This window comes from Mycobacterium tuberculosis complex sp. N0072, assembly GCF_030323725.1.
Lineage (GTDB): Bacteria > Actinomycetota > Actinomycetes > Mycobacteriales > Mycobacteriaceae > Mycobacterium > Mycobacterium tuberculosis.
In genome coordinates this window covers 318,002-342,732 of sequence record NZ_CP040689.1, presented here as the reverse complement: position 1 = coordinate 342,732, position 24,731 = coordinate 318,002, and the positions used below count along the sequence as shown (strand labels likewise).

The following is a 24,731-nucleotide window of genomic DNA, read 5'->3' as shown; positions in this document are numbered from 1 at the left end:
GGGTCGGCATGACAGAGCGGTCATGCGTATTGGGAGGTGTCAGATGTCGTTTGTGATTGCGGCGCCAGAGGTTATCGCGGCAGCGGCAACGGATTTAGCCAGTCTCGAGTCGAGCATCGCCGCGGCCAACGCGGCCGCGGCGGCCAACACCACAGCACTGCTGGCCGCGGGTGCCGATGAAGTCTCGACGGCGGTTGCGGCGCTGTTCGGCGCCCACGGCCAGGCCTATCAGGCGCTCAGCGCCCAAGCGCAGGCGTTTCATGCCCAGTTCGTGCAGGCGTTGACCTCCGGTGGCGGCGCGTACGCCGCCGCCGAGGCCGCCGCCACCTCGCCGCTGCTCGCCCCGATCAACGAGTTCTTCCTGGCGAATACCGGGCGCCCGCTGATCGGCAACGGCACCAACGGCGCCCCCGGCACCGGGGCCAATGGCGGGGACGGCGGCTGGTTAATCGGCAACGGCGGCGCCGGAGGATCCGGCGCGGCCGGCGTCAACGGCGGGGCCGGCGGCAACGGCGGCGCCGGCGGGCTCATCGGCAACGGCGGCGCCGGCGGCGCCGGCGGGAGGGCCAGCACGGGGACCGGCGGCGCCGGCGGCGCCGGCGGGGCCGCCGGCATGCTGTTCGGGGCCGCCGGGGTCGGCGGTCCCGGCGGATTCGCAGCCGCCTTCGGCGCCACCGGCGGCGCCGGCGGGGCCGGCGGAAACGGCGGGCTGTTCGCCGACGGCGGGGTCGGTGGCGCCGGCGGGGCAACCGACGCCGGCACCGGCGGGGCCGGCGGATCCGGCGGAAACGGCGGGCTGTTCGGCGCCGGCGGCACCGGTGGGCCCGGCGGATTCGGCATCTTTGGCGGCGGCGCCGGCGGGGATGGCGGCTCTGGCGGGCTGTTCGGCGCCGGCGGCACCGGCGGTAGTGGCGGGACGAGCATAATCAACGTCGGCGGGAACGGTGGGGCCGGCGGCGACGCCGGCATGCTCAGCCTCGGTGCCGCCGGCGGCGCCGGCGGCAGCGGCGGATCCAGCCCGGACGGTGGCGGCGGTGCCGGTGGGATCGGAGGCGACGGCGGCACGTTGTTCGGCTCCGGCGGCGCCGGCGGCGTCGGCGGGCTGGGCTTCGACGCCGGCGGGGCGGGCGGCGCCGGCGGAAAGGCGGGTCTGCTCAGCGGGGCGGGCGGTGCCGGCGGCGCCGGCGGCGGGTCCTTCGCGGGCGCCGGCGGAACCGGTGGGGCCGGCGGCGACGCCGGCATGCTCAGCCTCGGTGCCGCCGGCGGCGCCGGCGGCAGCGGCGGATCCAGCCCGGACGGTGGCGGCGGTGCCGGTGGGATCGGAGGCGACGGCGGCACGTTGTTCGGCTCCGGCGGCGCCGGCGGCGTCGGCGGGCTGGGCTTCGACGCCGGCGGGGCGGGCGGCGCCGGCGGAAAGGCGGGTCTGCTCAGCGGGGCGGGCGGTGCCGGCGGCGCCGGCGGCGGGTCCTTCGCGGGCGCCGGCGGAACCGGTGGGGCCGGCGGCGCGCCCGGGCTCGTCGGCAACGCCGGCAACGGCGGCAACGGCGGCGCCAGCGCGAACGGCGCCGGTGCCGCCGGCGGCGCCGGCGGAAGCGGCGTGCTGATCGGCAATGGCGGTAACGGTGGTAGTGGCGGCACTGGCGCACCCGCCGGCACGGCCGGCGCCGGCGGCTTAGGCGGGCAGCTACTAGGTCGAGACGGATTCAACGCCCCCGCCAGCACGCCACTGCACACCCTGCAGCAACAAATCCTCAACGCGATCAACGAGCCCACCCAAGCCCTCACCGGGCGACCGCTGATCGGCAACGGCGCCAACGGCACTCCGGGGACCGGGGCCGACGGTGGGGCCGGCGGGTGGTTGTTCGGCAACGGCGGCAACGGCGGCCACGGAGCGACCGGCGCCGACGGCGGAGACGGCGGATCCGGCGGGGCCGGCGGAATCCTGTCAGGTATTGGCGGCACCGGCGGGTCCGGCGGCATCGGAACGACGGGCCAAGGCGGGACCGGCGGGACCGGCGGAGCCGCCTTGCTGATCGGCTCCGGCGGCACCGGCGGCAGCGGCGGGTTTGGCCTGGACACCGGCGGGGCCGGCGGGCGCGGCGGTGACGCCGGCTTGTTCCTCGGTGCCGCAGGGACCGGCGGCCAGGCCGCCCTCTCCCAAAACTTTATCGGTGCCGGCGGCACCGCCGGAGCCGGTGGTACCGGTGGGCTGTTCGCCAACGGCGGGGCCGGCGGGGCCGGCGGGTTTGGCGCGAATGGCGGGACCGGGGGGAACGGATTGCTCTTCGGCGCCGGCGGCACCGGCGGGGCGGGCACGCTCGGCGCCGACGGCGGCGCCGGGGGGCACGGCGGGCTGTTCGGCGCCGGCGGCACTGGCGGTGCTGGCGGCAGCAGCGGCGGCACCTTCGGCGGCAACGGCGGCAGCGGCGGCAACGCCGGCCTACTCGCCCTCGGCGCCTCCGGCGGCGCCGGCGGCAGCGGCGGCAGCGCCTTAAATGTCGGCGGGACCGGCGGGGTCGGCGGGAACGGCGGCAGTGGCGGCTCGCTCTTCGGCTTCGGCGGTGCCGGCGGCACCGGTGGCTCCAGCGGCATCGGCAGCAGCGGCGGCACCGGCGGTGACGGCGGTACGGCCGGGGTGTTCGGCAACGGCGGCGACGGCGGCGCCGGCGGGTTTGGCACCGGTGCCGGCGGCACCGGCGGCACCGGCGGCAACGCCGTGCTGATCGGCAACGGCGGCAACGGCGGGAAAGCCGGCGGCACACCCGGCGCCGGCGGCACCAGCGGGCTGATCATCGGCGAGAACGGGCTCAACGGCCTGTAACCGCGAACCGGCCATCAGACCAACAGCCGGCCAGCCATGGTCGGCCGGCCCAGATCCCCCAGCATCAGCCTGCGGGCTGTCCTTCAAGACACACCGGGTTCACCCGGTACACGAAGTCGCTTACCAGAGTTTGACCAAAACCCCCCAGGTGTTGTCGCTGGAAATGGGATGCTTCTTACTGCCGATTTTTGCTGGTGACGTTCCCCGGGTCGGCATGACAGAGCGGTCATGCGTATTGGGAGGTGTCAGATGTCGTTTGTGATTGCGGCGCCAGAGGTTATCGCGGCAGCGGCAACGGATTTGGCCAGTCTCGGATCGAGCATCAGCGCGGCAAACGCAGCCGCGGCGGCCAACACCACGGCACTGATGGCCGCGGGCGCCGACGAGGTGTCGACAGCCATCGCCGCGCTGTTCGGCGCCCACGGCCAGGCCTATCAGGCGCTCAGCGCCCAAGCGCAGGCGTTTCATGCCCAGTTCGTGCAGGCATTGACCTCCGGTGGCGGCGCCTATGCGGCCGCCGAGGCCGCCGCGGTGTCGCCGCTGCTGGATCCGATCAACGAGTTCTTCCTGGCGAATACCGGGCGCCCGTTGATCGGCAACGGCGCCAACGGCGCCCCCGGCACCGGGGCCAATGGCGGGGACGGCGGCTGGTTAATCGGCAACGGCGGCGCCGGAGGATCCGGCGCGGCCGGCGTCAACGGCGGCGCCGGCGGCAACGGCGGCGCCGGCGGGCTCATCGGCAACGGCGGCGCCGGCGGCGCTGGCGGGGTCGCCAGCAGTGGGATCGGCGGGTCCGGCGGAGCCGGCGGCAACGCCATGCTGTTCGGCGCCGGCGGCGGCGTAGTAGCCCTCACGGGCGGGGCCGGCGGCAACGCCGGCCTGCTCTTCGGCGCCGCCGGAGTCGGCGGGGCCGGCGGATTCACGAACGGCAGTGCACTCGGCGGGGCGGGCGGCGCCGGCGGGGCCGGCGGGCTGTTCGCCACCGGCGGGGTCGGCGGATCCGGTGGGGCCGGCAGCTCCGGCGGGGCCGGTGGGGCCGGTGGCGCTGGCGGGCTGTTCGGCGCCGGCGGCACCGGCGGGCATGGCGGGTTCGCCGACAGCAGCTTCGGCGGAGTCGGCGGGGCCGGCGGGGCCGGCGGGCTGTTCGGCGCAGGCGGGGAAGGCGGCAGCGGCGGACACAGCCTGGTCGCCGGCGGGGACGGCGGGGCCGGCGGCAATGCCGGCATGCTCGCCCTCGGCGCCGCGGGCGGCGCCGGCGGAATCGGTGGGGACGGCGGTACTCTCACGGCCGGCGGCATAGGCGGCGCCGGCGGCGCCGGCGGCAACGCTGGGCTGCTCTTCGGCTCCGGCGGCTCCGGCGGCGCCGGCGGATTCGGCTTCGCCGACGGCGGGCAAGGCGGCCCCGGGGGCAACGCCGGCACGGTCTTCGGCTCCGGCGGCGCCGGCGGCAACGGCGGAGTTGGCCAGGGCTTCGCCGGCGGGATCGGTGGGGCTGGCGGCACCCCCGGGCTGATCGGTAACGGCGGCAACGGCGGTAACGGTGGCGCCAGCGCGGTGACCGGCGGCAACGGCGGGATCGGCGGCACCGGCGTGTTGATCGGCAATGGCGGTAACGGCGGTAGCGGTGGGATTGGCGCGGGCAAGGCCGGAGTGGGCGGCGTCAGCGGGCTGCTGCTCGGTCTAGACGGATTCAATGCTCCCGCGAGCACCTCGCCACTGCACACCCTGCAGCAAAATGTGCTCAATGTGGTGAACGAGCCCTTCCAGACGCTCACCGGCCGCCCGCTGATCGGCAACGGCGCCAACGGGACTCCTGGAACCGGGGCTGACGGCGGGGCCGGCGGGTGGCTGTTCGGCAACGGCGGCAACGGCGGGTCCGGGGCGACCGGAACCAACGGCGGGGACGGTGGGGACGGCGGCGCCGGCGGGATCTTCTTCGGCACCGGCGGCACCGGCGGGGCCGGCGGCGTCGGCACGACGGGCACCGGCGGGGACGGCGGCGCCGGTGGGGCGGCCTTCTTGATGGGCTCCGGCGGTAACGGCGGCAGCGGCGGCGCCGGCCTCACCGCCGGTGGGGACGGCGGGGACGGCGGTAACGCCGGATCGTTCTTCGGCGCCGCCGGAACCGGCGGGGCCGGCGCCAGCACTAAAGCCGGCGGCACCGGCGGCACCAGCGGGAACGGCGGGCTGTTTGCCAACGGCGGGGCCGGCGGGAGCGGCGGGTTGGGCGGAGATGCGGGGACAGGCGGGGCCGGCGGGAACGGCGGGCTGTTCGGCGCCGGCGGCACCGGCGGCTCCGGCGGCTCCCTCGGCCCGGGGGCCGGTGGTGCCGGCGGGAACGGTGGGCTGTTCGGCGCCGGCGGCACCGGCGGCTCCGGCGGCCACGGTACCCCCGCCGCGGTCCCCGGCGGCGCCGGCGGGGCCGGCGGCAACGCGGGCTTGTTCTCCCTGGGCGCTTCGGGTGGCGCCGGCGGTAGCGGCGGCTCCAGCTTGACCGACGGCGGCGGGATCGGTGGGGTCGGCGGAGCCGGCGGCTTGCTCTTCGGCTACGGCGGCGCCGGCGGCGCCGGCGGGTACAGCAACATCGGCGCTGGTGGGGCCGGCGGGGCCGGCGGCAACGCCGGCATGCTCTCCGGCTCCGGCGGCTCCGGCGGGACCGGCGGCGCCAGCGGTGCCGCCAAGGGCGGGGTCGGCGGCAACGGCGGTACGGCCGGGGTGTTCGGCAACGGCGGCGACGGCGGTGCCGGCGGGTTTGGCGCCGGTACCGGCGGCAATGGCGGTGTCGGCGGCAACGCCGTGCTGATCGGCAACGGCGGCAACGGCGGCAACGGCGGGAAAGCCGGCGGCACGCCGGGCGCGGGCGGCACCAGCGGGCTGCTGATCGGCGAGAACGGGCTCAACGGCCTGCCATAGCCAGCGAACCGGCCCTCAGAACACCCGCCGGCCAGCCATGGTCGGCCGGCCCAGATACCCCAGCATCAGCCTGCGGGCTGCCCTCGACTCACCTGACAGGACGCACCGGGTTTACCCGGCCCGCGAAGTTACCTACCAGAATTCGACAAACCCCCCAGGTGTTGCCCCTCGAAATGGGATGCTTCTTACAGCCGATTTTCACTGGTGACCGGGGAGGCCCAGGTCGGCGCGACAGAGCGGTGATGCCCGTCGGGAGGTGTCAGATGTCGTTTGTGATTGCGGCGCCAGAGGTTATCGCGGCAGCGGCAACGGATTTAGCCAGTCTCGAGTCGAGCATCGCCGCGGCCAACGCGGCCGCGGCGGCCAACACCACGGCGCTGCTGGCCGCGGGTGCCGATGAAGTCTCGACGGCGGTTGCGGCGCTGTTCGGCGCGCACGGCCAGGCCTATCAGGCGCTCAGTGCCCAAGCGCAGGCGTTTCATGCCCAGTTCACGCAGGCGTTGACCTCCGGTGGCGGCGCGTACGCGGCCGCCGAGGCCGCCGCGGTGTCGCCGCTGCTGGATCCGATTAACGAGTTCTTCCTGGCGAATACCGGGCGCCCGCTGATCGGCAACGGCGCCAACGGCGCCCCCGGCACCGGGGCCGACGGCGCGCCCGGCGGCTGGTTGATCGGCAACGGCGGCGCCGGCGGATCCGGCGCGGCGAACAACGCCGTTGGGGGCACCGGCGGGACTGGCGGGGCCGGCGGGGCCAGTGGGCTGCTCGGCAGCGGCGGGGCGGGCGGCGCCGGCGGGGTCGCCACCAACACCGGCGGGATCGGCGGGGCCGGCGGTACCGGCGGGAACGCCGTGTTGTTCGGCGCCGGCGGAGCCGGCGGAGCCGGCGGAGCCTCAACGAACACCACCGGCGGGGCCGGTGGTGCGGGCGGGGACGGCGGCAACGCCGGCCTGCTCTTCGGCGCCGCCGGGGTCGGCGGCGCCGGCGGGTTCGCATTGGCCACCACCGCCTCCGGCGGGGCCGGCGGTGCGGGCGGGGCCGGCGGGATGTTCACCGACGGCGGGGTCGGTGGGGTGGGCGGAAAAGGCGGGTTCGGCGGGGCCGGCGGGGCCGGCGGAAACGGCGGACTGTTCGGCGCCGGCGGCACCGGCGGGGCCGGCGGCACCATCGGCGCCGGTGTCGCCGGGATGGGCGGGGCCGGCGGGGCCGGCGGACTGTTCGGCGCCGGCGGCACCGGCGGCAGTGGTGGGGGCGGCGCTACCACCGGCGGGGACGGCGGGGCCGGCGGCAACGCCGGCACGCTCTCCCTCGGCGCCGCCGGCGGCGCCGGCGGTGCCGGCAGGGAAGGCCTTGCCAGCGCCGGCGGGGACGGCGGGGCCGGCGGGGACGGCGGCAACGCGGGCATGTTCTTCGGCTCCGGCGGCGCCGGCGGCGCCGGCGGGTTCGGCCGCACCACCGGCGGGATAGGAGGCACCGGCGGCAACGCCGGCCTGCTCAACGGCTCCGGCGGCGCCGGCGGCGCCGGCGGCGCTGCTATCACCGGTCCAGGCGGCACCGGCGGGGCCGGTGGCATACCCGGTTTGATCGGCAACGGCGGCAACGGCGGTGACGGCGGCGCCAGCGTGACCGGCACCGGCGGCAACGGCGGAGCGGGCGGTAACGGCGTGCAGATCGGCAACGGCGGCAACGGCGGCAGCGGCGGGACCGGCGCAGCCGCGGGCAAGGCCGGCCTCGGCGGCCTCGGCGGGCAGCTAATAGGACTAGACGGATCCAATGCTCCAGTCAGCACCTCAGTCCATACCCTGCAGCAGGCAGCGCTCAATGTGGTGAATGAGCCCTTCCAGACATTGACTGGGCGTCCGCTGATCGGCAACGGCGCCAACGGGACCCCGGGGACCGGGGCTGCCGGCGGGGCCGGCGGGTGGTTGTTCGGCAACGGCGGTAACGGCGGGCACGGTGCGACCAACACCGCCGCCACGGCTACGGGCGGGGCCGGCGGGGCCGGCGGGATCTTGTTCGGTACCGGTGGCAATGGCGGGACCGGCGGGATAGCCACCGGTGCTGGAGGGATCGGCGGGGCCGGCGGCGCCGGTGGGGTCTCCTTGCTGATCGGCTCCGGCGGCACCGGCGGCAACGGTGGGAACTCCATAGGCGTCGCTGGCATCGGCGGGGCCGGCGGGCGCGGCGGCGACGCCGGTTTGCTCTTCGGCGCGGCCGGCACCGGCGGCCACGGCGCCGCTGGCGGTGTCCCGGCCGGCGTCGGCGGCGCCGGCGGCAACGGCGGACTGTTCGCCAACGGCGGAGCCGGAGGGGCCGGCGGGTTCAACGCAGCCGGCGGGAACGGCGGGAACGGCGGACTGTTCGGAACTGGCGGCACCGGCGGGGCCGGCACGAACTTCGGGGCCGGTGGGAACGGCGGGAACGGCGGACTGTTCGGAGCCGGCGGCACCGGCGGCGCCGCCGGCTCGGGAGGGTCCGGGATCACCACCGGCGGCGGCGGGCACGGCGGCAACGCCGGCCTACTCTCCCTCGGCGCCTCCGGTGGCGCCGGCGGCAGCGGTGGCGCCAGCTCCCTTGCCGGCGGGGCCGGCGGAACCGGCGGGAACGGCGCCTTACTCTTCGGCTTCGGCGGCGCCGGCGGCGCCGGCGGGCACGGCGGGGCAGCACTTACCAGCATCCAGCAAGGCGGCGCCGGCGGCGCCGGCGGGAACGGCGGCTTGCTCTTCGGCTCCGCCGGCGCCGGCGGCGCCGGCGGCAGCGGTGCCAACGCTCTAGGCGCCGGTACCGGCGGCACCGGCGGTGACGGTGGCCACGCCGGGGTGTTCGGCAACGGCGGTGACGGGGGTTGCCGGCGGGTTTGGCGCCGGTACCGGCGGCAGCGGTGGTGTCGGCGGCAACGCCGTGCTGATCGGCAACGGCGGCAACGGCGGCAACGCCGGCAAAGCCGGGGCCACGCCCGGTGCCGGCGGCACCGGCGGGCTGCTGCTCGGCGAGAACGGACTCAACGGCTTGCCATAGCAGGCAGACCTGCGACCACACGCGGCGTTGAGGGCATCAGTTGCTCACCGCAGATGATGCCGTAGATGCGCTATCCTGAGCATCATGCGCACCACCGTGTCAATCTCGGATGAACTACTGGCTACCGCCAAACGCCGGGCCCGCGAGCGTGGTTAATCGCTGGGCGCTGTGATCGAAGACGCCCTTCGGCGGGAGCTCGCCGCCGCCCGCACCGGCGGCGCCCGGCCAACCGTCCCCGTTTTTGACGCCGGCACCGGTCCGCGGCCAGGTATCGACCTAACCTCGAATAGGGTGTTGTCCGAAGTGCTCGACGAGGGTCTGGAACTGAACTCGCGGAAGTGAGCCTGGACAGGCACAAATAGGCGATGTTCCTCATCGACGTCAACGTGCTGCTGGCTGCACACCGCGGTGACCATCCGAATCACCGAACCGTCCGCCCCTGGTTCGATCGACTGCTTGCGGCCGACGACCCCTTCACAGTGCCGAACCTAGTGTGGGCGTCGTTCCTCCGGCTAACAACGAATCGACGCATCTTCGAGATTCCGTCACCACGAGCGGATGCATTCGCATTCGTCGAAGCCGTCAACGCCCAGCCCCATCACCTTCCGACAAGCCCCGGCCCCAGACACCTGGTGCTGCTGCGAAAACTCTGCGACGAGGCCGACGCATCGGGCGACTTGATACCTGACGCGGTACTCGGGGCCATCGCCGTGGAGCATCACTGCGCCGTGGTGAGCCTGGATAGGGATTTCGCCCGGTTTGCCTCTGTGCGCCATATTCGCCCGCCAATCTAGCGAGCGGTCTACCGGCAACGGTCCACGCGAAGCCGGCGATTACACCAGCGGGCGCCCGCGCCTCATCCGCCGGTCCAGGTCCCAGAGCATCAGGTTGAACGGGAACTCCCGGACAAACCGCGGCATCAGGCGATTCACCGTGCGCAGCACGGCCATGAGCGCGTCAAAGCGCCGCTGCTTGGTCGCGTCCCACGGCAACCGCATCTCGTCGCGAAACCGCTGCGGCAGGAAACCGGTGGTGATCAGCAGCGCGATACCCTCCGACAGCCGCCGCAGCGGACCCGGCAGTGCGATCCCGCGAATTCGGAGCGCCACGATCGGATACAGGTAGTCGCGAACGACGTCATCGATGTGCACCCTGTCCAGTGATTGCCGCCAGTAGCGGTCGAAGGCCGCCCGATCCGGTGGCCACATCTGCGGCGGCACCTGCAACGTGGTGCCCATCGCCATGCCCGCGCGGTAATGATGGTCGGCCTCTTCGTCGTCCATCTCGCCGACGAAGGTGCGGTAGACGTCGACGCCGCCCTTATAGAGGCATGCCGCCACCCACAGCTGTAGTTCGGGATCGAACGCGTGGTAGGACACCGGGCTCTCCGGAGTCGAATACACCTGCGCGTGAACCTTATTCACCGCGCGACGAAAGGCCGCCTTCTGGTCGTCGCTGCCGGCAACGGCCACCGCAACGTAGGTAAAGGTGGTGCGCGCCCGCTTGATCGGATGGCGGTCCAGCCGGCCGCTTTCGACACGGCTCTCCAACACGCCGTAGCCGACACCCGGCATCGCCAACTCCATGATCACGTTGGCCGGGCCGGCTAGCAGCGCCACTCCCATCAAGCTGTCCTCGTTACCGCCGGGGCCGGCCGCCGATCGCCGGCGCCTGGCCAGCTGGAGACGGGGTGGGTCGGCCATGGGACGCTCGACGTGGGGGATGGGCTGGTGAGCCACCAGCGAAATCGCCATCCGAAGGCCTCCCGGCGCTGCCGCTAATTATGGAAACACCTGTATCCTGATATTGGCCGGTATCGTGCCCGAGTGTCAAGATGATCCGTATGACGCGCAGTGATCGACCCTACCGCGGCGTCGAGGCCGCCGAGCGACTGGCGACGCGCCGTCGCCAGTTGCTCTCTGCCGGCCTGGACCTGTTGGGGTCCGACCAGCACGACATCGCCGAGCTAACCATCCGCACCATTTGCCGGCGGGCCGGCCTGTCGGTGCGCTACTTCTACGAAAGCTTCACCGACAAGGACGAATTCGTCGGCCGCGTGTTCGACTGGGTGGTGGCCGAGCTGGTCGCCACCACTCAGGCCGCGGTCACGGCGGTACCGGCGCGGGAGCAGACTCGCGCGGGCATGGCCAACATCGTGCGGACCATCACCGCAGACGCCCGCGTCGGACGCCTGCTGTTCAGCACACAGCTGGCCAACGCAGTGATCACCCGCAAGCGTGCGGAATCCAGCGCCCTGTTCGCCATGCTGTCCGGCCAACATGCCGTCGACACCCTGCACGCACCGGCAAATGACCACGTCAAGGCGGTCGCACACTTCGCCGTCGGCGGCGTCGGGCAGACCATCAGCGCCTGGCTGGCCGGTGACGTGCGACTCGATCCCGACCAGCTGGTCGATCAGCTAGCTGCGCTGCTCGATGAACTCACCGACCCAAACTTGTCCCGTCCCCGGGTAGCGGCAACAGCTGCCAAATCCGGGGCTAACGATCCGCAGCCACCGGAGGTCGCCGGTCAGCCGCCGTCTTCGGCACGGCCTGCGCGTCGCTCGTAGTGAATTCCTTTGTCCAGCAAGCGAATTCCAGAGTTATCCCATCGGGGTCCTGGAAGTAGAACGAGCGTACGTACACACCGGGATGCACCACCGCGGACACCTGCGTCTCGCTGTCGTCATGGTTGAGCACCGGGCCGACCCGCACGCCTTTGTCCTTGAGCCGCTGCCGGTAGGCGTCGAACCTTTCGGCGGGTACATGAAACGCCAGATGGTTCATGGTGCTCACCGCGCTGGTGATGTCGCCGATGCCGGGGATGGCAACCGGCGACGAAAGACCGGGCACCCGATCAGGTGCATCGGCGAACCAGAAGAAGGCGACACAATCGCCGTTGCCGGCGTCAAAGAAGAAGTGCTGCCCTTGGCCGCCGGGCAGATCGAGCGCCTTGATCAGCGGCATCCCCAGGATGTTGCTGTAGAAGTCCACGGTGCGCGCCATGTCCGAACACACCAGCGCGACGTGGTTGATCCCACCAAGCTCGAATTCGGTGTTGGTGTTGTGCGGCTTGATCATCGTGCGGCTCCCATTGGCTCCCCGGGACGGCGGCCTGGCCAAGCTCTGAATCTGAATCTAACATCAGGTTCAGTTTTGTTCCAGGGAGGTGCCCAGGTGCCGGACTTCCCGACGCAACGCGGTCGGCGGACCCAGGCCGCAATCGACGCCGCCGCGCGGACGGTCGTGGTGCGCAACGGAATCCTGGCGACCACCGTCGCCGACATCACCGCCGAAGCCGGCCGCTCGGCGGCATCCTTTTACAACTACTACGACTCCAAAGAGGCGATGGTCCGGCAGTGGGCGCTGCGCTTCCGCGACGACGCCAACCAGCGGGCATTGTCGGTGATCCGGCACGGCCTATCCGACCGCGAGCGCGCGTATGAAGCCGCTGCCGCCCATTGGTACACCTACCGCAACCGCCTCGCAGAAGCGATCAGCGTGTCACAGTTGGCGATGGTCAGTGACGACTTCGCGCAATACTGGTCCGAAATATGCCAGATTCCAATATCGTTCATCACCGAGACGGTCAAACGCGCTCAGGCGCACGGCTATTGCGTCGGCGATGACCCCCAGTTGATGGCCGAGGCGATTGTGGCAATGTTCAACCAGTTTTGCTACCTGCAGCTCAGCGGTAAGCGTTCACGCCGTGGACAACCTGACGATCAGGCGTGCATCCAGACCTTGGCCAACATTTACTACCGCGCCATCTACAGTAAGGAGGACAGCTCAAATTGACTGGTCGTGCTGCCACGCCCGGGGTCATCCGAGAGTTCGTCGGGCTGCCGTCGCGAACCGCGGGGCGTGCGGCTGCCGGTGGGCACCCATGCCAGGGGCTGTACCACCACAGCGTGGGACGCAAACCGAAGGTGGCGCTCATCGCCGCGCACTACCAGATCGATTTCTCCGAGCACTATCTCGCCGAGTACATGGCGATCCGCGGCATCGGGTTTCTGGGCTGGAACACCCGATTCCGTGGTTTCGAAAGCAGCTTTCTGCTCGATCACGCACTGGTCGACATCGGCGTCGGGGTGCGCTGGCTCCGCGAAGTTCAGGGCGTGGAAACAGTGGTGTTGCTTGGCAATTCAGGTGGTGGCTCATTGATGGCCGCCTACCAATCACAAGCGGTCGATCCGAACGTGACTCCCCTGGACGGTATGCGACCCGCAGCCGGGGTAACCGAATTGCCGGCCGCCGACGCATACGTTGCCGCCGCAGCTCATCCCGGCCGTCCGGATGTGCTCACCGCTTGGATGGACGCCGCCGTCATTGACGAAAATGATCCGGTTGCAACCGATCCCGAACTTGACCTGTTCGACGAACGCAACGGGCCGCCGTACTCACCGGAGTTTATCAGCCGGTATCGCTCCGCGCAGGTCAAACGCAACCACACCATCACCGACTGGGCCGAATCCGAACTCAAACGTGTTCGCGCAGCTGGCTTTTCTGATCGGCCGTTCAGCGTGATGCGTACCTGGGCCGACCCGCGCATGGTCGATCCCAGCATCGAACCGACCAAGCGTCGGCCCAACCAGTGCTACGCGGGCACGCCGGTGAAGGCGAACCGCTCCGCACACGGCATCGCCGCGGCCTGCACGCTGCGCGGCTGGCTGGGCATGTGGAGCCTGCGGGTGGCCCAAACCCGTGCCGCACCCCACCTGGCCCAGATCACCTGCCCGGCCCTGGTGCTCAACGCCGAGGCCGACACCGGAATCTTCCCGTCGGATGCCCAGCAGATCTACGACGGGCTCGCCAGCAGCGACAAGACTCAGGTCTCGATCGACACCGACCATTACTTCACCACCCCGGGCGCCCGCAGCGAGCAGGCCGACACCATCGCCAAGTGGATAGCCAAGCGGTGGCGCTGAGTGTTCTCACCCATTTCGCCGGCCATCCGCTAGCCAACGTTAATAACCGACCCACCGGTTGTTAGCTTGGAAGGTGCTTGGCCGAAACGTCCAACAGCATGGGAAGGCGAGCAATGTCGATCGCTATTACTCCTGAGCATTATGAGCTGGCCGATTCGGTGCGTTCCCTGGTGGCGCGGGTAGCGCCGTCCGAGGTGCTGCACGCGGCGCTAGAATCACCGGTCGAAAACCCGCCGCCTTACTGGCAGGCCGCGGCCGAACAAGGCTTGCAGGGTGTGCATCTGGCCGAGTCGGTCGGCGGCCAGGGTTTCGGCATCCTCGAGCTAGCGGTGGTGCTTGCCGAGTTCGGCTACGGCGCCGTGCCCGGGCCGTTCGTGCCGTCGGCGATCGCCAGCGCGCTGATCGCAGCCCATGATCCGCAAGCCAAAGTCCTCGCCGAACTGGCAACCGGTGCGGCCATCGCCGCCTACGCGCTAGATTCCGGGCTGACCGCCACCCGCCATGGCGACGTGCTGGTGATCCGGGGCGAAGTCCGCGCGGTTCCGGCCGCGGCGCAAGCCTCCGTTCTGGTGCTACCGGTGGCCATCGAAAGCCGTGACGAGTGGGTTGTACTGCGCAACGATCAGCTCGAGATCGAAGCGGTCAAGAGCCTGGATCCGTTGCGGCCCATCGCGCATGTTCGGGCCAACGCGGTCGACGTCAGCGACGACGCCCTGCTGAGCAACCTCACGATGACGACCGCTCACGCGCTGATGTCCACCCTGCTGTCCGCTGAAGCCGTTGGCGTCGCGCGGTGGGCGACCGACACCGCGTCGGCATATGCCAAGATCCGCGAACAATTCGGCCGGCCGATCGGGCAATTCCAGGCGATCAAGCACAAGTGCGCCGAGATGATCGCTGACACCGAGCGGGCCACCGCCGCGGTGTGGGACGCGGCGCGAGCCTTAGACGACGCGGGCGAATCTAGCTCCGACGTCGAATTCGCGGCGGCGGTGGCGGCGACGCTGGCACCGGCGACCGCTCAGCGCTGCACGCAGGACTGCATTCAGGTGCACGGCGGCATCGGCTTCACCTGGGAGCATGACACGAACGTCTACTACCGCCGGGCGTTGATGCTGGCCGCGTGCTTTGGCCGCGGCTCGGAGTATCCGCAGCGGGTGGTGGACACCGCGACGACTGCCGGTATGCGTCCGGTAGACATCGACCTGGACCCCTCTACCGAGAAGCTGCGGGCCCAGATCCGGGCCGAAGTCGCCGCGCTGAAGGCGATGCCGCGAGAGCCGCGCACTGTCGCGATCGCCGAAGGTGGGTGGGTGCTGCCATATCTGCCCAAGCCGTGGGGTCGGGCCGCCAGCCCGGTCGAGCAGATCATCATCGCCCAGGAGTTCACCGCCGGGCGGGTCAAGCGGCCGCAGATTGCCATCGCGACGTGGATCGTGCCGTCGATCGTCGCGTTCGGAACCGACAATCAGAAGCAGCGCCTCCTGCCGCCAACGTTCCGAGGCGACATTTTCTGGTGCCAGCTGTTCTCCGAGCCGGGCGCGGGATCGGACCTGGCTAGCCTGGCAACCAAGGCCACCCGGGTCGACGGTGGCTGGCGCATCACTGGTCAGAAGATCTGGACCACCGGCGCGCAGTACTCCCAATGGGGTGCGCTGCTGGCGCGGACGGACCCGTCGGCGCCCAAGCACAACGGCATCACCTACTTCCTGCTGGACATGAAAAGCGAAGGCGTACAAGTGAAGCCGCTGCGCGAGCTCACGGGTAAGGAGTTTTTCAACACCGTCTACCTCGACGACGTGTTCGTCCCCGACGAGTTGGTGCTCGGGGAGGTGAACCGGGGGTGGGAGGTCAGCCGCAACACCCTGACGGCCGAGCGGGTGTCGATCGGCGGCAGCGATTCGACCTTCCTCCCCACCCTGGGCGAGTTCGTCGACTTCGTTCGCGATTACCGTTTCGAAGGACAGTTCGACCAGGTCGCGCGACACCGTGCCGGGCAATTGATCGCCGAGGGCCACGCCACCAAGCTGCTCAACTTGCGCTCCACGCTGTTGACGCTGGCCGGGGGTGACCCGATGGCGCCGGCGGCGATCTCCAAGCTGTTGTCCATGCGCACCGGCCAGGGTTATGCCGAATTCGCGGTGTCGTCCTTTGGCACCGATGCGGTGATCGGCGACACAGAGCGATTGCCCGGCAAGTGGGGCGAGTACCTGCTAGCCAGCCGGGCCACCACCATCTACGGGGGCACGTCGGAGGTCCAGCTCAACATCATCGCCGAGCGGTTGCTGGGCCTACCCCGCGACCCGTAAGTACCCGCGCGAGCAGCTACAGCTTGCGTAGCTCACGTTTGAGGACCTTGCCGGTGGGGTTGCGCGGTAGCTCGTCGAGGAAGATCACCTCCCGCGGCACCTTGTAGCGGGCAAGATGATCGCGTACGTACTGCTTGATGGTGTCCTCGTCGAGGTCAGCTCCCGGCTTCTTGACCACGAACGCGCGCAGCCGGGCACCGAACTCCTTATCGTCGACGCCGATCGCGGCGGCCTCCACCACGTCGGGATGCCCGCTGATCAGACCCTCGACTTCGGCGGGAAACACGTTCTCACCACCAGAGACGATCATCTCGTCGTCGCGGCCGCTCACATACAGCAGGCCGCGCTCGTCGAAGTAGCCGACGTCGCCGGACGACAACAGGCCGTCGATGATCTGCTTGCCACCGCCGCCGGTGTAACCCTCGAACGGGAAGGCATTGCCCACAAAGATCCGGCCAACGGCACCCTGCGGCACCTCATTGCCGTTCTCGTCGAGGATCTTAACCGTCACCCCCTTGACGACGGGCCCCACCGTGCTGGGGTTGAACTGCAGATCCTTGGGGCCGGCGATGGTGGCGAACGCGACCTCGGTCGAGCCGTACATGTTGTAGATGACCGGGCCGAGGTCCCCCAGCGCGCGGGTGGCCAGCTCGGCACCCAATTGCGATCCGGATACGAACACGATCTTCAAGCTCGACAAGTCGGGCTTGGGTTCGGTTTTCTCCAGCTGGTCGAGGATCCGCGACAGCATCACTGGTACGACGACCATGGATGTCGCCTTGTGCTTTTCGATGTCTTCCAGCACCAACGCGGGCTTGAACCGCCGCCGCAGCACCAGCGTCGAGCCCAGGAACATGGCGAGCGCGGCGTGCATGTAACCCAGCGCATGGAACATCGGCGACGGCAACAGCGTCACCTCGCCGGCCTTGAACGGCACGTGCGACAAAATGCCGCCGATCGGAGCCAGCGTCGGCGGTGTGTTACGGTTCGCCCCCTTCGGGGTGCCGGTGGTGCCGCTGGTCAAAATGATGATCGACGCACGGCGGCTCGCCTTCGGGGCGGGCGCGGTGCTGCTGTGCGCAATCAGCTCGGCCAACGTTTCGTCGGAGCTGCCCGACGGCTTGTCGTCGTCGGGATTGACACCAAGCGCCCGCAGCTTGCCCAACGGTGGCTGGGCCAAGCTGACGGCCTTGGTGTACTCGTCGTCGTAGATGATCACCTTGGCGCCCTCACGGTCCGACACCTCTTTGATCTGCGGGCCGGAGAACTCGCTGTTGAGCAAGATGATGCGGGCCCCCACTCGGGCCGCCCCGTAGTTGGCGATGACAAACCAGCGGTGGTTGCGCGCCAAGATGGCGACGCCGTCCCCGGCGCGGACACCCTTGGCCAGTAGGCCATTGGCCACCGCGTGTGCGGCCTCGTCGAGTTCGGAAAACGTGAGCGTGCCTTCTTCGTCGATGACGGCCGCCCGGTTGGGGGCGCGCCTGGCATTGTGCGACGGCAGCATGCCGACTTCCCCCCACTTGCGGATATCGGCTGCGAGCGCGGCGTAGTTCAGCGGCGGCTCCAGCCCGATCGCGCCCGATTCGATGATCTTCCGCAGGTAATGCAACTCGGCAGTGCCGCGCGCGACGTACTGTCCGATGGACTTCTGGAGCTTGGAGACGGCCTGCCCGGGCAGATCAGTGAGGTTAGGCATGACCTCACCCTATGTGAGGCGGGTCGCAAATTACCATGAGCCGCATGGCCGCCCCGGTGTCGCTGGACGTGCACGGACGCCAGGTCATCGTCACGCATCCGGGCAGGGTCGTCTTCCCCGCTCACAACGATCGAAAGGGCTACACCAAGTTCGATCTGGTCCGCTATTACCTCGCCGTGGCCGAGGGGGCGATGCGCGGGGTGGCCGGCCGGCCGATGATTCTCAAGCGTTTCGTCAAGGGCATCTCCGCCGAGGCGGTGTTTCAGAAGCGCGCACCGGCAAACCGGCCAGACTGGGTGGACGTGGCCGAGCTGCACTATGCGTCGGGCCGCTCCGCCGCGGAGGCGGTCATTCACGACGCCGCCGGGCTGGCGTGGGTGATCAACCTGGGGTGTGTGGATCTCAATCCGCATCCGGTGCTCGCCGGCGACCTCGATCATCCCGACGAGCTGCGGGTGGACTTGGACCCGATGCCCGGGGTCGCGTGGCAGCGGGTCGTCGAGGTCGCGTTGGTGGTCCGGGAGGTGCTGGAGGATTACGGGTTGACCGCATGGCCGAAGACGTCCGGGTCGCGGGGCTTTCACGTCTATGCCCGGATCGCGCCTTGCTGGTCGTTTCCCCAGGTGCGCCTGGCCGCCCAGACCGTTGCGCGTGAGGTCGAACGGCGCCTACCCGACGCGGCAACCAGTCGTTGGTGGAAGGAAGAACGCGAGGGCGTGTTCGTCGACTTCAACCAGAACGCCAAGGACCGCACGGTCGCGTCGGCCTACTCGGTGCGGGCCACCCCGGATGCCCGGGTGTCCACGCCGCTGCACTGGGAGGAGGTGCCCGGCTGCGACCCGGCGGTGTTCACCATGGCCACCGTGCCCAGCCGGTTGGCCGACATCGGTGACCCCTGGGCCGGGATGGATGACGCGGTTGGCCGGCTCGACCGGCTGTTGATGCTGGCCGAGGAACTGGGTCCGCCGCAGAAGGCGCAATCCGCCAAGCCGCTGATCGAGATCGCCCGCGCCAAGACGCGGGCCGAGGCGATGGCGGCGTTGGACATCTGGCGCGACCGGTATCCCGGCGCCGCGGCTTTGCTGCGGCCCGCCGATGTGCTGGTCGACGGCATGCGCGGGCCGAGTTCGATCTGGTATCGGATCCGGATCAACCTGCAGCACGTCCCGGCCGACCAGCGCCCGCCGCAGGAGGAGCTGATCGCCGACTACAGCCCGTGGCCGCGGTGAGAGCGCGTCGGCAAAATTAGCGCTTATATTATGCATCTGAAGTCTGTACATTTTTGTATGGCAAGTGGGTACGCGGTCGAAATCGAGAACTCGGCAGCTAAAGCAATCCAACGGCTGCACCGCCACGACCAGCGGCGCATCTGACCGCCGTCGCCGCGCTCGCCGACGAACCGCGCCCGCGTGGCTGCGAGAAGATGAGTGGCTTCGACACCACTTACCGCATCCGCCTCGGCAACTATCGCGTTGTTTACATCGTCGACGACGCAGCGCGTGTCATCACCGTTACTCGCGTCGGACACCGAAGGGGGGTCTACCGATGACCAGCAGTCTAGTGCCTATTAGTGAAGCCCGCGCTCACCTATCGAGGCTTGTGCGTGAATCCGCCGACGATGACGTCGTGTTGATGAATCATGGCCGACCCGCAGCCATCCTCATCTCAGCTGAGCGCTACGAGAGCCTAATGGAAGAGCTTGAAGACCTGCGCGACCGGCTCAGCGTGCACGAGCGAGAGCACGTCACCATGCCGCTGGACAAGCTCGGTGCCGAGCTGGGCGTTGACATCGGCAGAGTCTGAGTTTGCGCGTGGCTCACAACGTGAGACCGCCGCCGGGCTAACTACACCCCCACCTGGCCCATGGGGGTGGTTCTACGCAGGTAGCAGTACCAGGTGACGACGAGCAGGGCAAGGAAGAACGCCACGTAGAAGTGCAGGGCGGGTTCGATATTGCCGAAGTGCACCTTCGACCAGGCGTAGGCCAGCGGCACCACAAACCCGCCGAACGCGCCGATCGAGGAGATGATGCCCAGCGCTCCGGCGGCCTGTCGGCGCATGTTCACCATCGTTTCCGGATCCCCGCCGGCGACTTCGCCTTTGACCTGGAAGATCCTCGAGATCATCCGGTAGCTCGAACCATTGCCGATGCCGGTGGCAACGAACAAGAACATGAAGCTGACGAAGAACACCGGCAGATTGACCGACTGCACCGACCACAACGCCGCAGCCGCCCCGGCCGCCAGCATGACGAAACTGGCCGCGGTGATCCGCGCACCGCCGATCCGGTCGGCGAGCTTGCCGCCCAGCGGACGGACCAGGGAACCGATGCCCGCGCCGAGGAAGGCCCAACCCAACGCGATGTCACCACGGCCAAACACGGTCTTGAGCAACGTCGGGAAGGCCGCCGAATACCCGATGAACGACCCAAAGGTGCCGATGTACAGCAGCGACATGATCCAGGTGTCGGCATGCCGCAGCGACTGCCACACCGGCTTCACATCGGCCTTGGCCTCCGTGAGGTTGTTCATAAACAGGAATGCGCACACCGCGGCGGCGACGGCCAAGGGCACGAAGAACAGTCCGGCACGCGACAGTGCCACCCCACTGCCGGCGACCACGATGGGCGGAATGATCTTCTGCACCACCGCCACCCCGATGTTGCCTCCGGCCGCGTTCAGGCCCAGCGCCCAACCCTTGTCCTTCTCCGGGTAGAAGAACGAGATGTTGGCCATCGATGAGGCAAAGTTGCCGCCACCGAAACCGGCGGTGGCCGCGATCACCACCAACACCGCGAACGGCAGGGAAGGGTGGCTCACCGCCCAAGCCAGCAGCAGGCACGGGATCACCAGCAGCGCCGCCGAGACGGTCGTCCAGTTGCGGCCACCAAAGATCGGGATCGCGAAGGTGTACGGCAGCCGGAGGAACGCCCCGACACCGCTGGGGACGGCGACCAAACATAGGGCCTGGCTGGCGGACAGCGCCCAGCCGGACGCGGCGGGGTGCCCGGGAGCGGCGGCGGTCATCTGGACAACCACGATGCTCCACAGCATCCACACGCTGAAGCCGACGTGCTCGGCGAAGATGGAGAAGATCAGGTTACGGCGGGCGATCGGCCTGCCGATCGTCTCCCAGAACACCGGGTCTTCCGGGCGCCAGTCGTCGATCCAGTGATCGCCCTCATCCTGCTGGCGTGGCAGCGCATAATCGATTGCCGGGGCGGTGGTGAGTGCCATCGGTTAGGTCTCCTGTCGACAAGCGGGCGACATCAGCGGTAATGACGGCTCGACGCTAAAGAGACCCTGTTACCGGCCCGGATGCGCGCTGTTACAGCGGAGATACCTTTAGGTGGCTTCGGCCCGTCTGCCGTTGTGAGGACGGGACCGGCTGCGAGCGTGAAGGGGGAGTCCGGGTGGTTGGCGCGGGGTGGCACTTCTGGGTCGACCGGGGTGGCACGTTCACCGACGTTGTGGCGCGCCGGCCGGACGGACGGCTGCTGACCCACAAGCTGCTGTCGGACAACCCGGCACGCTATCGCGACGCCGCGGTGGCCGGCATCCGTGCGCTGCTAGCGAACGGCGAGGCGGGCACGCGCGTCGACGCGGTGCGGATGGGCACCACGGTGGCGACCAATGCGTTGCTCGAGCGCACGGGTGAGCGCACACTGCTGGTGATCACCCGCGGTTTCGGCGACGCCCTGCGCATCGCCTACCAGAATCGTCCGCGCATCTTCGACCGGCGGATCGTGTTGCCCGAGATGCTTTATGAGCGGGTCGTCGAGGTCGATGAACGAGTCACAGCCGACGGCCGGGTGCTGCGGGCACCCGACCTGGAGGCATTGGGCGAGAAGATGCGGCAGGCCCATGCGGACGGAATCCGCGCGGTCGCGGTGGTGTGCCTGCACAGTTACCTCTACCCGGGACACGAGCGAGAAATCGGTACGCTGGCGCAGCGCATCGGCTTCGCCCAGATCTCGTTGTCATCTGAGGTCAGCCCGCTGATGAAACTGGTCCCGCGCGGGGATACCACCGTGGTCGACGCCTACTTGTCCCCGGTGCTGCGCCGATACATCAACCAGGTGGCCGACCAGATGCGGGGTGTGCGACTGATGTTCATGCAGTCCAACGGGGGGCTGGCGCAGGCCGGGCACTTCCGCGGCAAGGACGCGATTCTGTCTGGTCCGGCCGGCGGCATCGTCGGCATGGTGCGGATGTCGGCGCTGGCCGGCTTCGATCATGTTATTGGCTTCGACATGGGCGGCACCTCGACCGACGTGTCGCACTACGCCGGCGAGTACGAACGCGTCTTCACGACCCAGGTTGCCGGGGTCCGGCTGCGCGCGCCGATGCTGGACATCCACACGGTGGCCGCCGGCGGCGGGTCGATCCTGCATTTCGACGGGAGCCGCTACCGAGTCGGCCCGGACTCGGCCGGAGCCGACCCCGGCCCGGCCTGCTACCGCGGCGGCGGACCGCTGTGCGTCACCGACGCCAACGTGATGCTCGGCCGCATCCAGCCCACCCACTTCCCGTCCGTATTCGGTCCTTCCGGCGACCAGCCGCTGGACGCCGGGACCGTGCGGCGTGGCTTCACCGACCTGGCCGCCGACATCGCCGCGCGGACCGGCGACGACCGGTCACCCGAGCAGGTCGCCGAGGGATATCTGCGGATCGCGGTGGCGAACATGGCCAACGCGGTCAAAAAGATCTCCGTGCAAAAGGGACACGACGTGACGCGGTACGCGCTGACGACGTTCGGCGGCGCCGGCGGTCAGCACGCATGTGCGGTGGCCGACGCCCTCGGCATCCGCACGGTGCTGATCCCACCAATGGCCGGCGTGCTTTCCGCGCTGGGGATCGGCCTGGCCGACACCACCGCAATGCGCGAACAATCGGTGGAGATCCCGCTCGGACCCGCCGCGCCACAGCGTTTGGCCAGCGTTGCGGAATCCCTCGAACGAGCCGCCCGCGCCGAGTTGCTGGACGAGGGCGTCCCGGGTGAGCGCATCCGGGTGGTTCGCCGGGTGCACCTGCGCTATGAGGGAACCGATACCGCGATCCCCGTGCAACTGGCCGAGATCGAGACCATGGCCACGGCGTTTGAAAGCAGCCACCGCGCGCTGTACACGTTCCTGCTGGATCGTCCGCTGATCGCCGAAGCGATCTCGGTCGAGGCGACCGGGCTCACCGACCAGCCCGACCTGTCCCAGCTGGGCGATCAGGCCAACGACACCACCGGCTCGTCGGAAACCGTGCGGATCTATTCGAACGGATTGTGGCGCGACGCACCGCTGCGGCGTAGGGAGGCGATGCGGCCGGGCGACGTGCTGACCGGTCCGGCGATCATCGCCGAGGCCAACGCCACCACCGTCGTCGACGACGGCTGGCAGGCGACGATGACGGAGACCGGGCACCTGCTCGCGCAACGAGTGGTCACCCCGCCGCGGCCCGATGCGGCCACTCGGGCCGGTTTCGAGGCCGGTTTCGAGGCCGACCCGGTGCTGTTGGAGATCTTCAACAACCTGTTCATGTCGATCGCCGAGCAGATGGGCTTCCGGCTGGAAGCCACCGCCCAGTCGGTGAACATCCGGGAGCGGCTGGACTTCTCCTGCGCGCTGTTCGATCCGGACGGCAACCTGGTCGCCAACGCCCCGCACATTCCGGTGCACCTCGGCTCGATGGGCACCACCGTCAAGGAAGTGATCCGCCGGCGCTTGAGCGGCATGAAGCCCGGTGACGTATACGCCGTCAACGACCCGTACCACGGCGGCACCCACCTGCCGGACATCACAGTGATCACCCCGGTGTTCAACACCGGCGGCGAGGACGTCCTATTCTTTGTCGCCTCTCGCGGGCACCACGCCGAAATCGGCGGCATCACCCCCGGCTCCATGCCCGCCGACAGCCGCGAGATCCACGAAGAGGGCGTGCTGTTCGACAACTGGCTGCTCGCCGAGAACGGACGGTTCCGCGAGGCCGAAACCCGGCGCCTGCTTACCGAGGCGCCGTTCGGTTCCCGCAATCCCGACACCAACCTCGCCGATCTGCGCGCGCAGATCGCCGCCAACCAAAAGGGCGTCGACGAGGTCGGAAAAATGATCGACCACTTCGGCCGCGACGTGGTGGCGGCCTACATGCGCCACGTCCAGGACAACGCCGAGGAAGCGGTCCGCCGGGTCATCGACCGGCTCGACAACGGCGCCTACCGCTACCGCATGGATTCGGGCGCGACGATCGCCGTGCGCATCACCGTCGACCGCGCCGCCCGCAGCGCGACCATCGACTTCACCGGAACCTCGGCTCAGCTGGACACCAACTTCAACGCACCGACCTCGGTGGTGAATGCGGCGGTGCTCTACGTGTTCCGGACCCTGGTCGCCGACGACATCCCGCTCAACGACGGTTGCCTGCGCCCGTTGCGTATCGTCGTCCCCGAAGGCTCGATGCTCGCACCAACCCATCCCGCCGCGGTGGTCGCTGGCAACGTCGAAACCTCGCAGGCGATCACCGGCGCGCTGTTCGCCGCGTTGGGTGTGCAGGCCGAGGGATCCGGGACGATGAACAACGTCACGTTCGGCAACGAGCGGCACCAGTACTACGAAACCGTAGGATCGGGCTCCGGGGCCGGTGACGGGTACCACGGGGCCTCGGTGGTGCAGACGCACATGACCAACTCCCGGCTCACCGATCCCGAGGTGCTGGAGTGGCGCTACCCGGTGTTGCTGCGCGAGTTCGCCGTACGTCAGGGCAGCGGGGGCGCCGGTCGCTGGCGGGGCGGCGACGGCGCCGTCCGACGCCTCGAGTTCACCGAGCCGATGACGGTCAGCACGCTCTCCGGTCATCGGCGGGTTCGGCCCTACGGCATGGCCGGCGGCTCCCCCGGAGAGCTGGGACGCAACCGAGTGGAACGCGCCGACGGCAGCACCGTCGAGTTGGCCGGATGCGGCTCAACGCACGTCGAGCCGGGCGACACGCTGGTGATCGAAACCCCCGGCGGCGGCGGATACGGGCCAGCAAGTACCAGCGCCCGACGCCGGCGGTAACGCGC

At 69.9% G+C, this 24,731-nt stretch carries 15 protein-coding genes and 2 pseudogenes; 13 read left to right on the top strand and 4 right to left on the bottom strand.

Annotation, left to right across the window (positions count from 1 at the left end):
* The first annotated feature begins 43 nt into the window (after window positions 1-43).
* The 5 genes and pseudogenes from FF952_RS01495 (at window position 44) to FF952_RS01475 (ending at window position 9,543) form a co-directional block, all read left to right on the top strand.
* Window positions 44-2,821, top strand: coding sequence for a PE family protein (locus FF952_RS01495; RefSeq protein ID WP_129430383.1), 2,778 nt, complete (start codon window positions 44-46; stop codon window positions 2,819-2,821).
* A gap of 249 nt (window positions 2,822-3,070) precedes the next feature.
* A pseudogene (locus tag FF952_RS01490) lies at window positions 3,071-5,748 on the top strand (PE family protein); the annotation flags it as partial.
* A gap of 249 nt (window positions 5,749-5,997) precedes the next feature.
* Window positions 5,998-8,814: a PE family protein gene (locus FF952_RS01485; RefSeq protein WP_031656371.1), complete on the top strand. Its 2,817-nt coding sequence runs from the start codon at window positions 5,998-6,000 to the stop codon at window positions 8,812-8,814.
* A gap of 19 nt (window positions 8,815-8,833) precedes the next feature.
* Window positions 8,834-9,091: pseudogene (gene vapB25, locus FF952_RS01480) on the top strand (type II toxin-antitoxin system antitoxin vapB25).
* Between the two features lie 23 nt (window positions 9,092-9,114).
* Window positions 9,115-9,543, top strand: a complete 429-nt coding sequence (locus tag FF952_RS01475; protein ID WP_003401406.1) for a type II toxin-antitoxin system VapC family toxin — start codon at window positions 9,115-9,117, stop codon at window positions 9,541-9,543.
* A 39-nt stretch (window positions 9,544-9,582) separates the two neighbouring features.
* Here the strand turns inward: FF952_RS01475 and FF952_RS01470 are convergent, their stop codons facing one another.
* The gene (locus tag FF952_RS01470) at window positions 9,583-10,503 is read right to left on the bottom strand and encodes an oxygenase MpaB family protein (RefSeq protein ID WP_003401404.1); all 921 of its coding nucleotides are present in this window, start codon (window positions 10,501-10,503) and stop codon (window positions 9,583-9,585) included.
* Window positions 10,504-10,592: 89 nt separating this feature from the next.
* Here FF952_RS01470 and FF952_RS01465 point away from each other — a divergent pair, with 89 nt between their 5' ends.
* Window positions 10,593-11,318, top strand: a complete 726-nt coding sequence (locus FF952_RS01465; RefSeq protein WP_003902925.1) for a TetR/AcrR family transcriptional regulator — start codon at window positions 10,593-10,595, stop codon at window positions 11,316-11,318.
* On the opposite strand, the gene FF952_RS01460 is transcribed toward FF952_RS01465, so the two are convergent.
* Window positions 11,248-11,829: a VOC family protein gene (locus FF952_RS01460; RefSeq protein WP_003401399.1), complete on the bottom strand. Its 582-nt coding sequence runs from the start codon at window positions 11,827-11,829 to the stop codon at window positions 11,248-11,250. The genes FF952_RS01465 and FF952_RS01460 overlap by 71 nt on opposite strands.
* A gap of 96 nt (window positions 11,830-11,925) precedes the next feature.
* Between FF952_RS01460 and FF952_RS01455 the strand changes: the two genes are divergently transcribed.
* From FF952_RS01455 to FF952_RS01445, 3 genes are all read left to right on the top strand, one after another.
* Window positions 11,926-12,546 carry a TetR/AcrR family transcriptional regulator gene (locus tag FF952_RS01455; RefSeq protein WP_003401397.1) on the top strand — a complete coding sequence of 207 codons (621 nt, stop codon included), beginning with the start codon at window positions 11,926-11,928 and terminating at the stop codon, window positions 12,544-12,546.
* Window positions 12,543-13,676: an alpha/beta fold hydrolase domain-containing protein gene (locus tag FF952_RS01450; RefSeq protein WP_003905265.1), complete on the top strand. Its 1,134-nt coding sequence runs from the start codon at window positions 12,543-12,545 to the stop codon at window positions 13,674-13,676. Before FF952_RS01455 ends, FF952_RS01450 begins: the two co-directional genes overlap by 4 nt.
* 113 nt (window positions 13,677-13,789) lie before the next feature.
* Entirely contained in the window at window positions 13,790-15,985 is a 2,196-nt protein-coding gene (locus FF952_RS01445; RefSeq protein ID WP_003401392.1) for an acyl-CoA dehydrogenase family protein, read from the top strand.
* 16 nt (window positions 15,986-16,001) lie between these two features.
* Here the strand turns inward: FF952_RS01445 and fadD2 are convergent, their stop codons facing one another.
* Complete coding sequence (fadD2, locus tag FF952_RS01440; RefSeq protein WP_003902924.1) at window positions 16,002-17,684, bottom strand: long-chain-fatty-acid--CoA ligase FadD2; 1,683 nt, start codon at window positions 17,682-17,684, stop codon at window positions 16,002-16,004.
* A gap of 35 nt (window positions 17,685-17,719) precedes the next feature.
* Between fadD2 and FF952_RS01435 the strand changes: the two genes are divergently transcribed.
* The 3 genes from FF952_RS01435 to FF952_RS01425 all read left to right on the top strand — a co-directional run bounded on the left by FF952_RS01435 (window position 17,720) and on the right by FF952_RS01425 (window position 19,487).
* The gene (locus tag FF952_RS01435; RefSeq protein ID WP_003401386.1) at window positions 17,720-18,913 is read left to right on the top strand and encodes a DNA polymerase domain-containing protein; all 1,194 of its coding nucleotides are present in this window, start codon (window positions 17,720-17,722) and stop codon (window positions 18,911-18,913) included.
* Between the two features lie 194 nt (window positions 18,914-19,107).
* Window positions 19,108-19,233: a type II toxin-antitoxin system RelE family toxin gene (locus FF952_RS01430; RefSeq protein WP_003918044.1), complete on the top strand. Its 126-nt coding sequence runs from the start codon at window positions 19,108-19,110 to the stop codon at window positions 19,231-19,233.
* Window positions 19,230-19,487, top strand: a complete 258-nt coding sequence (locus FF952_RS01425; RefSeq protein WP_003911137.1) for a type II toxin-antitoxin system Phd/YefM family antitoxin — start codon at window positions 19,230-19,232, stop codon at window positions 19,485-19,487. The genes FF952_RS01430 and FF952_RS01425 overlap by 4 nt, the downstream gene beginning before the upstream one ends.
* Window positions 19,488-19,528: 41 nt before the next feature.
* Here the strand turns inward: FF952_RS01425 and FF952_RS01420 are convergent, their stop codons facing one another.
* A complete protein-coding gene (locus FF952_RS01420) occupies window positions 19,529-20,920 on the bottom strand; it encodes a NarK family nitrate/nitrite MFS transporter (RefSeq protein WP_003401380.1) in 1,392 nt (463 codons plus the stop codon).
* Window positions 20,921-21,096: 176 nt separating this feature from the next.
* Between FF952_RS01420 and FF952_RS01415 the strand changes: the two genes are divergently transcribed.
* Window positions 21,097-24,726 carry a hydantoinase B/oxoprolinase family protein gene (locus FF952_RS01415; RefSeq protein WP_003899883.1) on the top strand — a complete coding sequence of 1,210 codons (3,630 nt, stop codon included), beginning with the start codon at window positions 21,097-21,099 and terminating at the stop codon, window positions 24,724-24,726.
* The last annotated feature ends 5 nt before the right edge of the window (window positions 24,727-24,731 follow it).

What these genes read in the sequence shown, in the direction of transcription:
- FF952_RS01495 (WP_129430383.1), top strand. Translation starts at nt 44, where the DNA reads ATGTCGTTTGTGATTGCGGCGCCAGAGGTTATCGCGGCAGCGGCAACG.
- FF952_RS01485 (WP_031656371.1), top strand. Translation starts at nt 5,998, where the DNA reads ATGTCGTTTGTGATTGCGGCGCCAGAGGTTATCGCGGCAGCGGCAACG.
- FF952_RS01475 (WP_003401406.1), top strand. Translation starts at nt 9,115, where the DNA reads ATGTTCCTCATCGACGTCAACGTGCTGCTGGCTGCACACCGCGGTGAC.
- FF952_RS01470 (WP_003401404.1), bottom strand. Translation starts at nt 10,503, where the DNA reads ATGGCGATTTCGCTGGTGGCTCACCAGCCCATCCCCCACGTCGAGCGT.
- FF952_RS01465 (WP_003902925.1), top strand. Translation starts at nt 10,593, where the DNA reads ATGACGCGCAGTGATCGACCCTACCGCGGCGTCGAGGCCGCCGAGCGA.
- FF952_RS01460 (WP_003401399.1), bottom strand. Translation starts at nt 11,829, where the DNA reads ATGATCAAGCCGCACAACACCAACACCGAATTCGAGCTTGGTGGGATC.
- FF952_RS01445 (WP_003401392.1), top strand. Translation starts at nt 13,790, where the DNA reads ATGTCGATCGCTATTACTCCTGAGCATTATGAGCTGGCCGATTCGGTG.
- fadD2 (WP_003902924.1), bottom strand. Translation starts at nt 17,684, where the DNA reads ATGCCTAACCTCACTGATCTGCCCGGGCAGGCCGTCTCCAAGCTCCAG.
- FF952_RS01435 (WP_003401386.1), top strand. Translation starts at nt 17,720, where the DNA reads ATGAGCCGCATGGCCGCCCCGGTGTCGCTGGACGTGCACGGACGCCAG.
- FF952_RS01430 (WP_003918044.1), top strand. Translation starts at nt 19,108, where the DNA reads ATGAGTGGCTTCGACACCACTTACCGCATCCGCCTCGGCAACTATCGC.
- FF952_RS01425 (WP_003911137.1), top strand. Translation starts at nt 19,230, where the DNA reads ATGACCAGCAGTCTAGTGCCTATTAGTGAAGCCCGCGCTCACCTATCG.
- FF952_RS01420 (WP_003401380.1), bottom strand. Translation starts at nt 20,920, where the DNA reads ATGGCACTCACCACCGCCCCGGCAATCGATTATGCGCTGCCACGCCAG.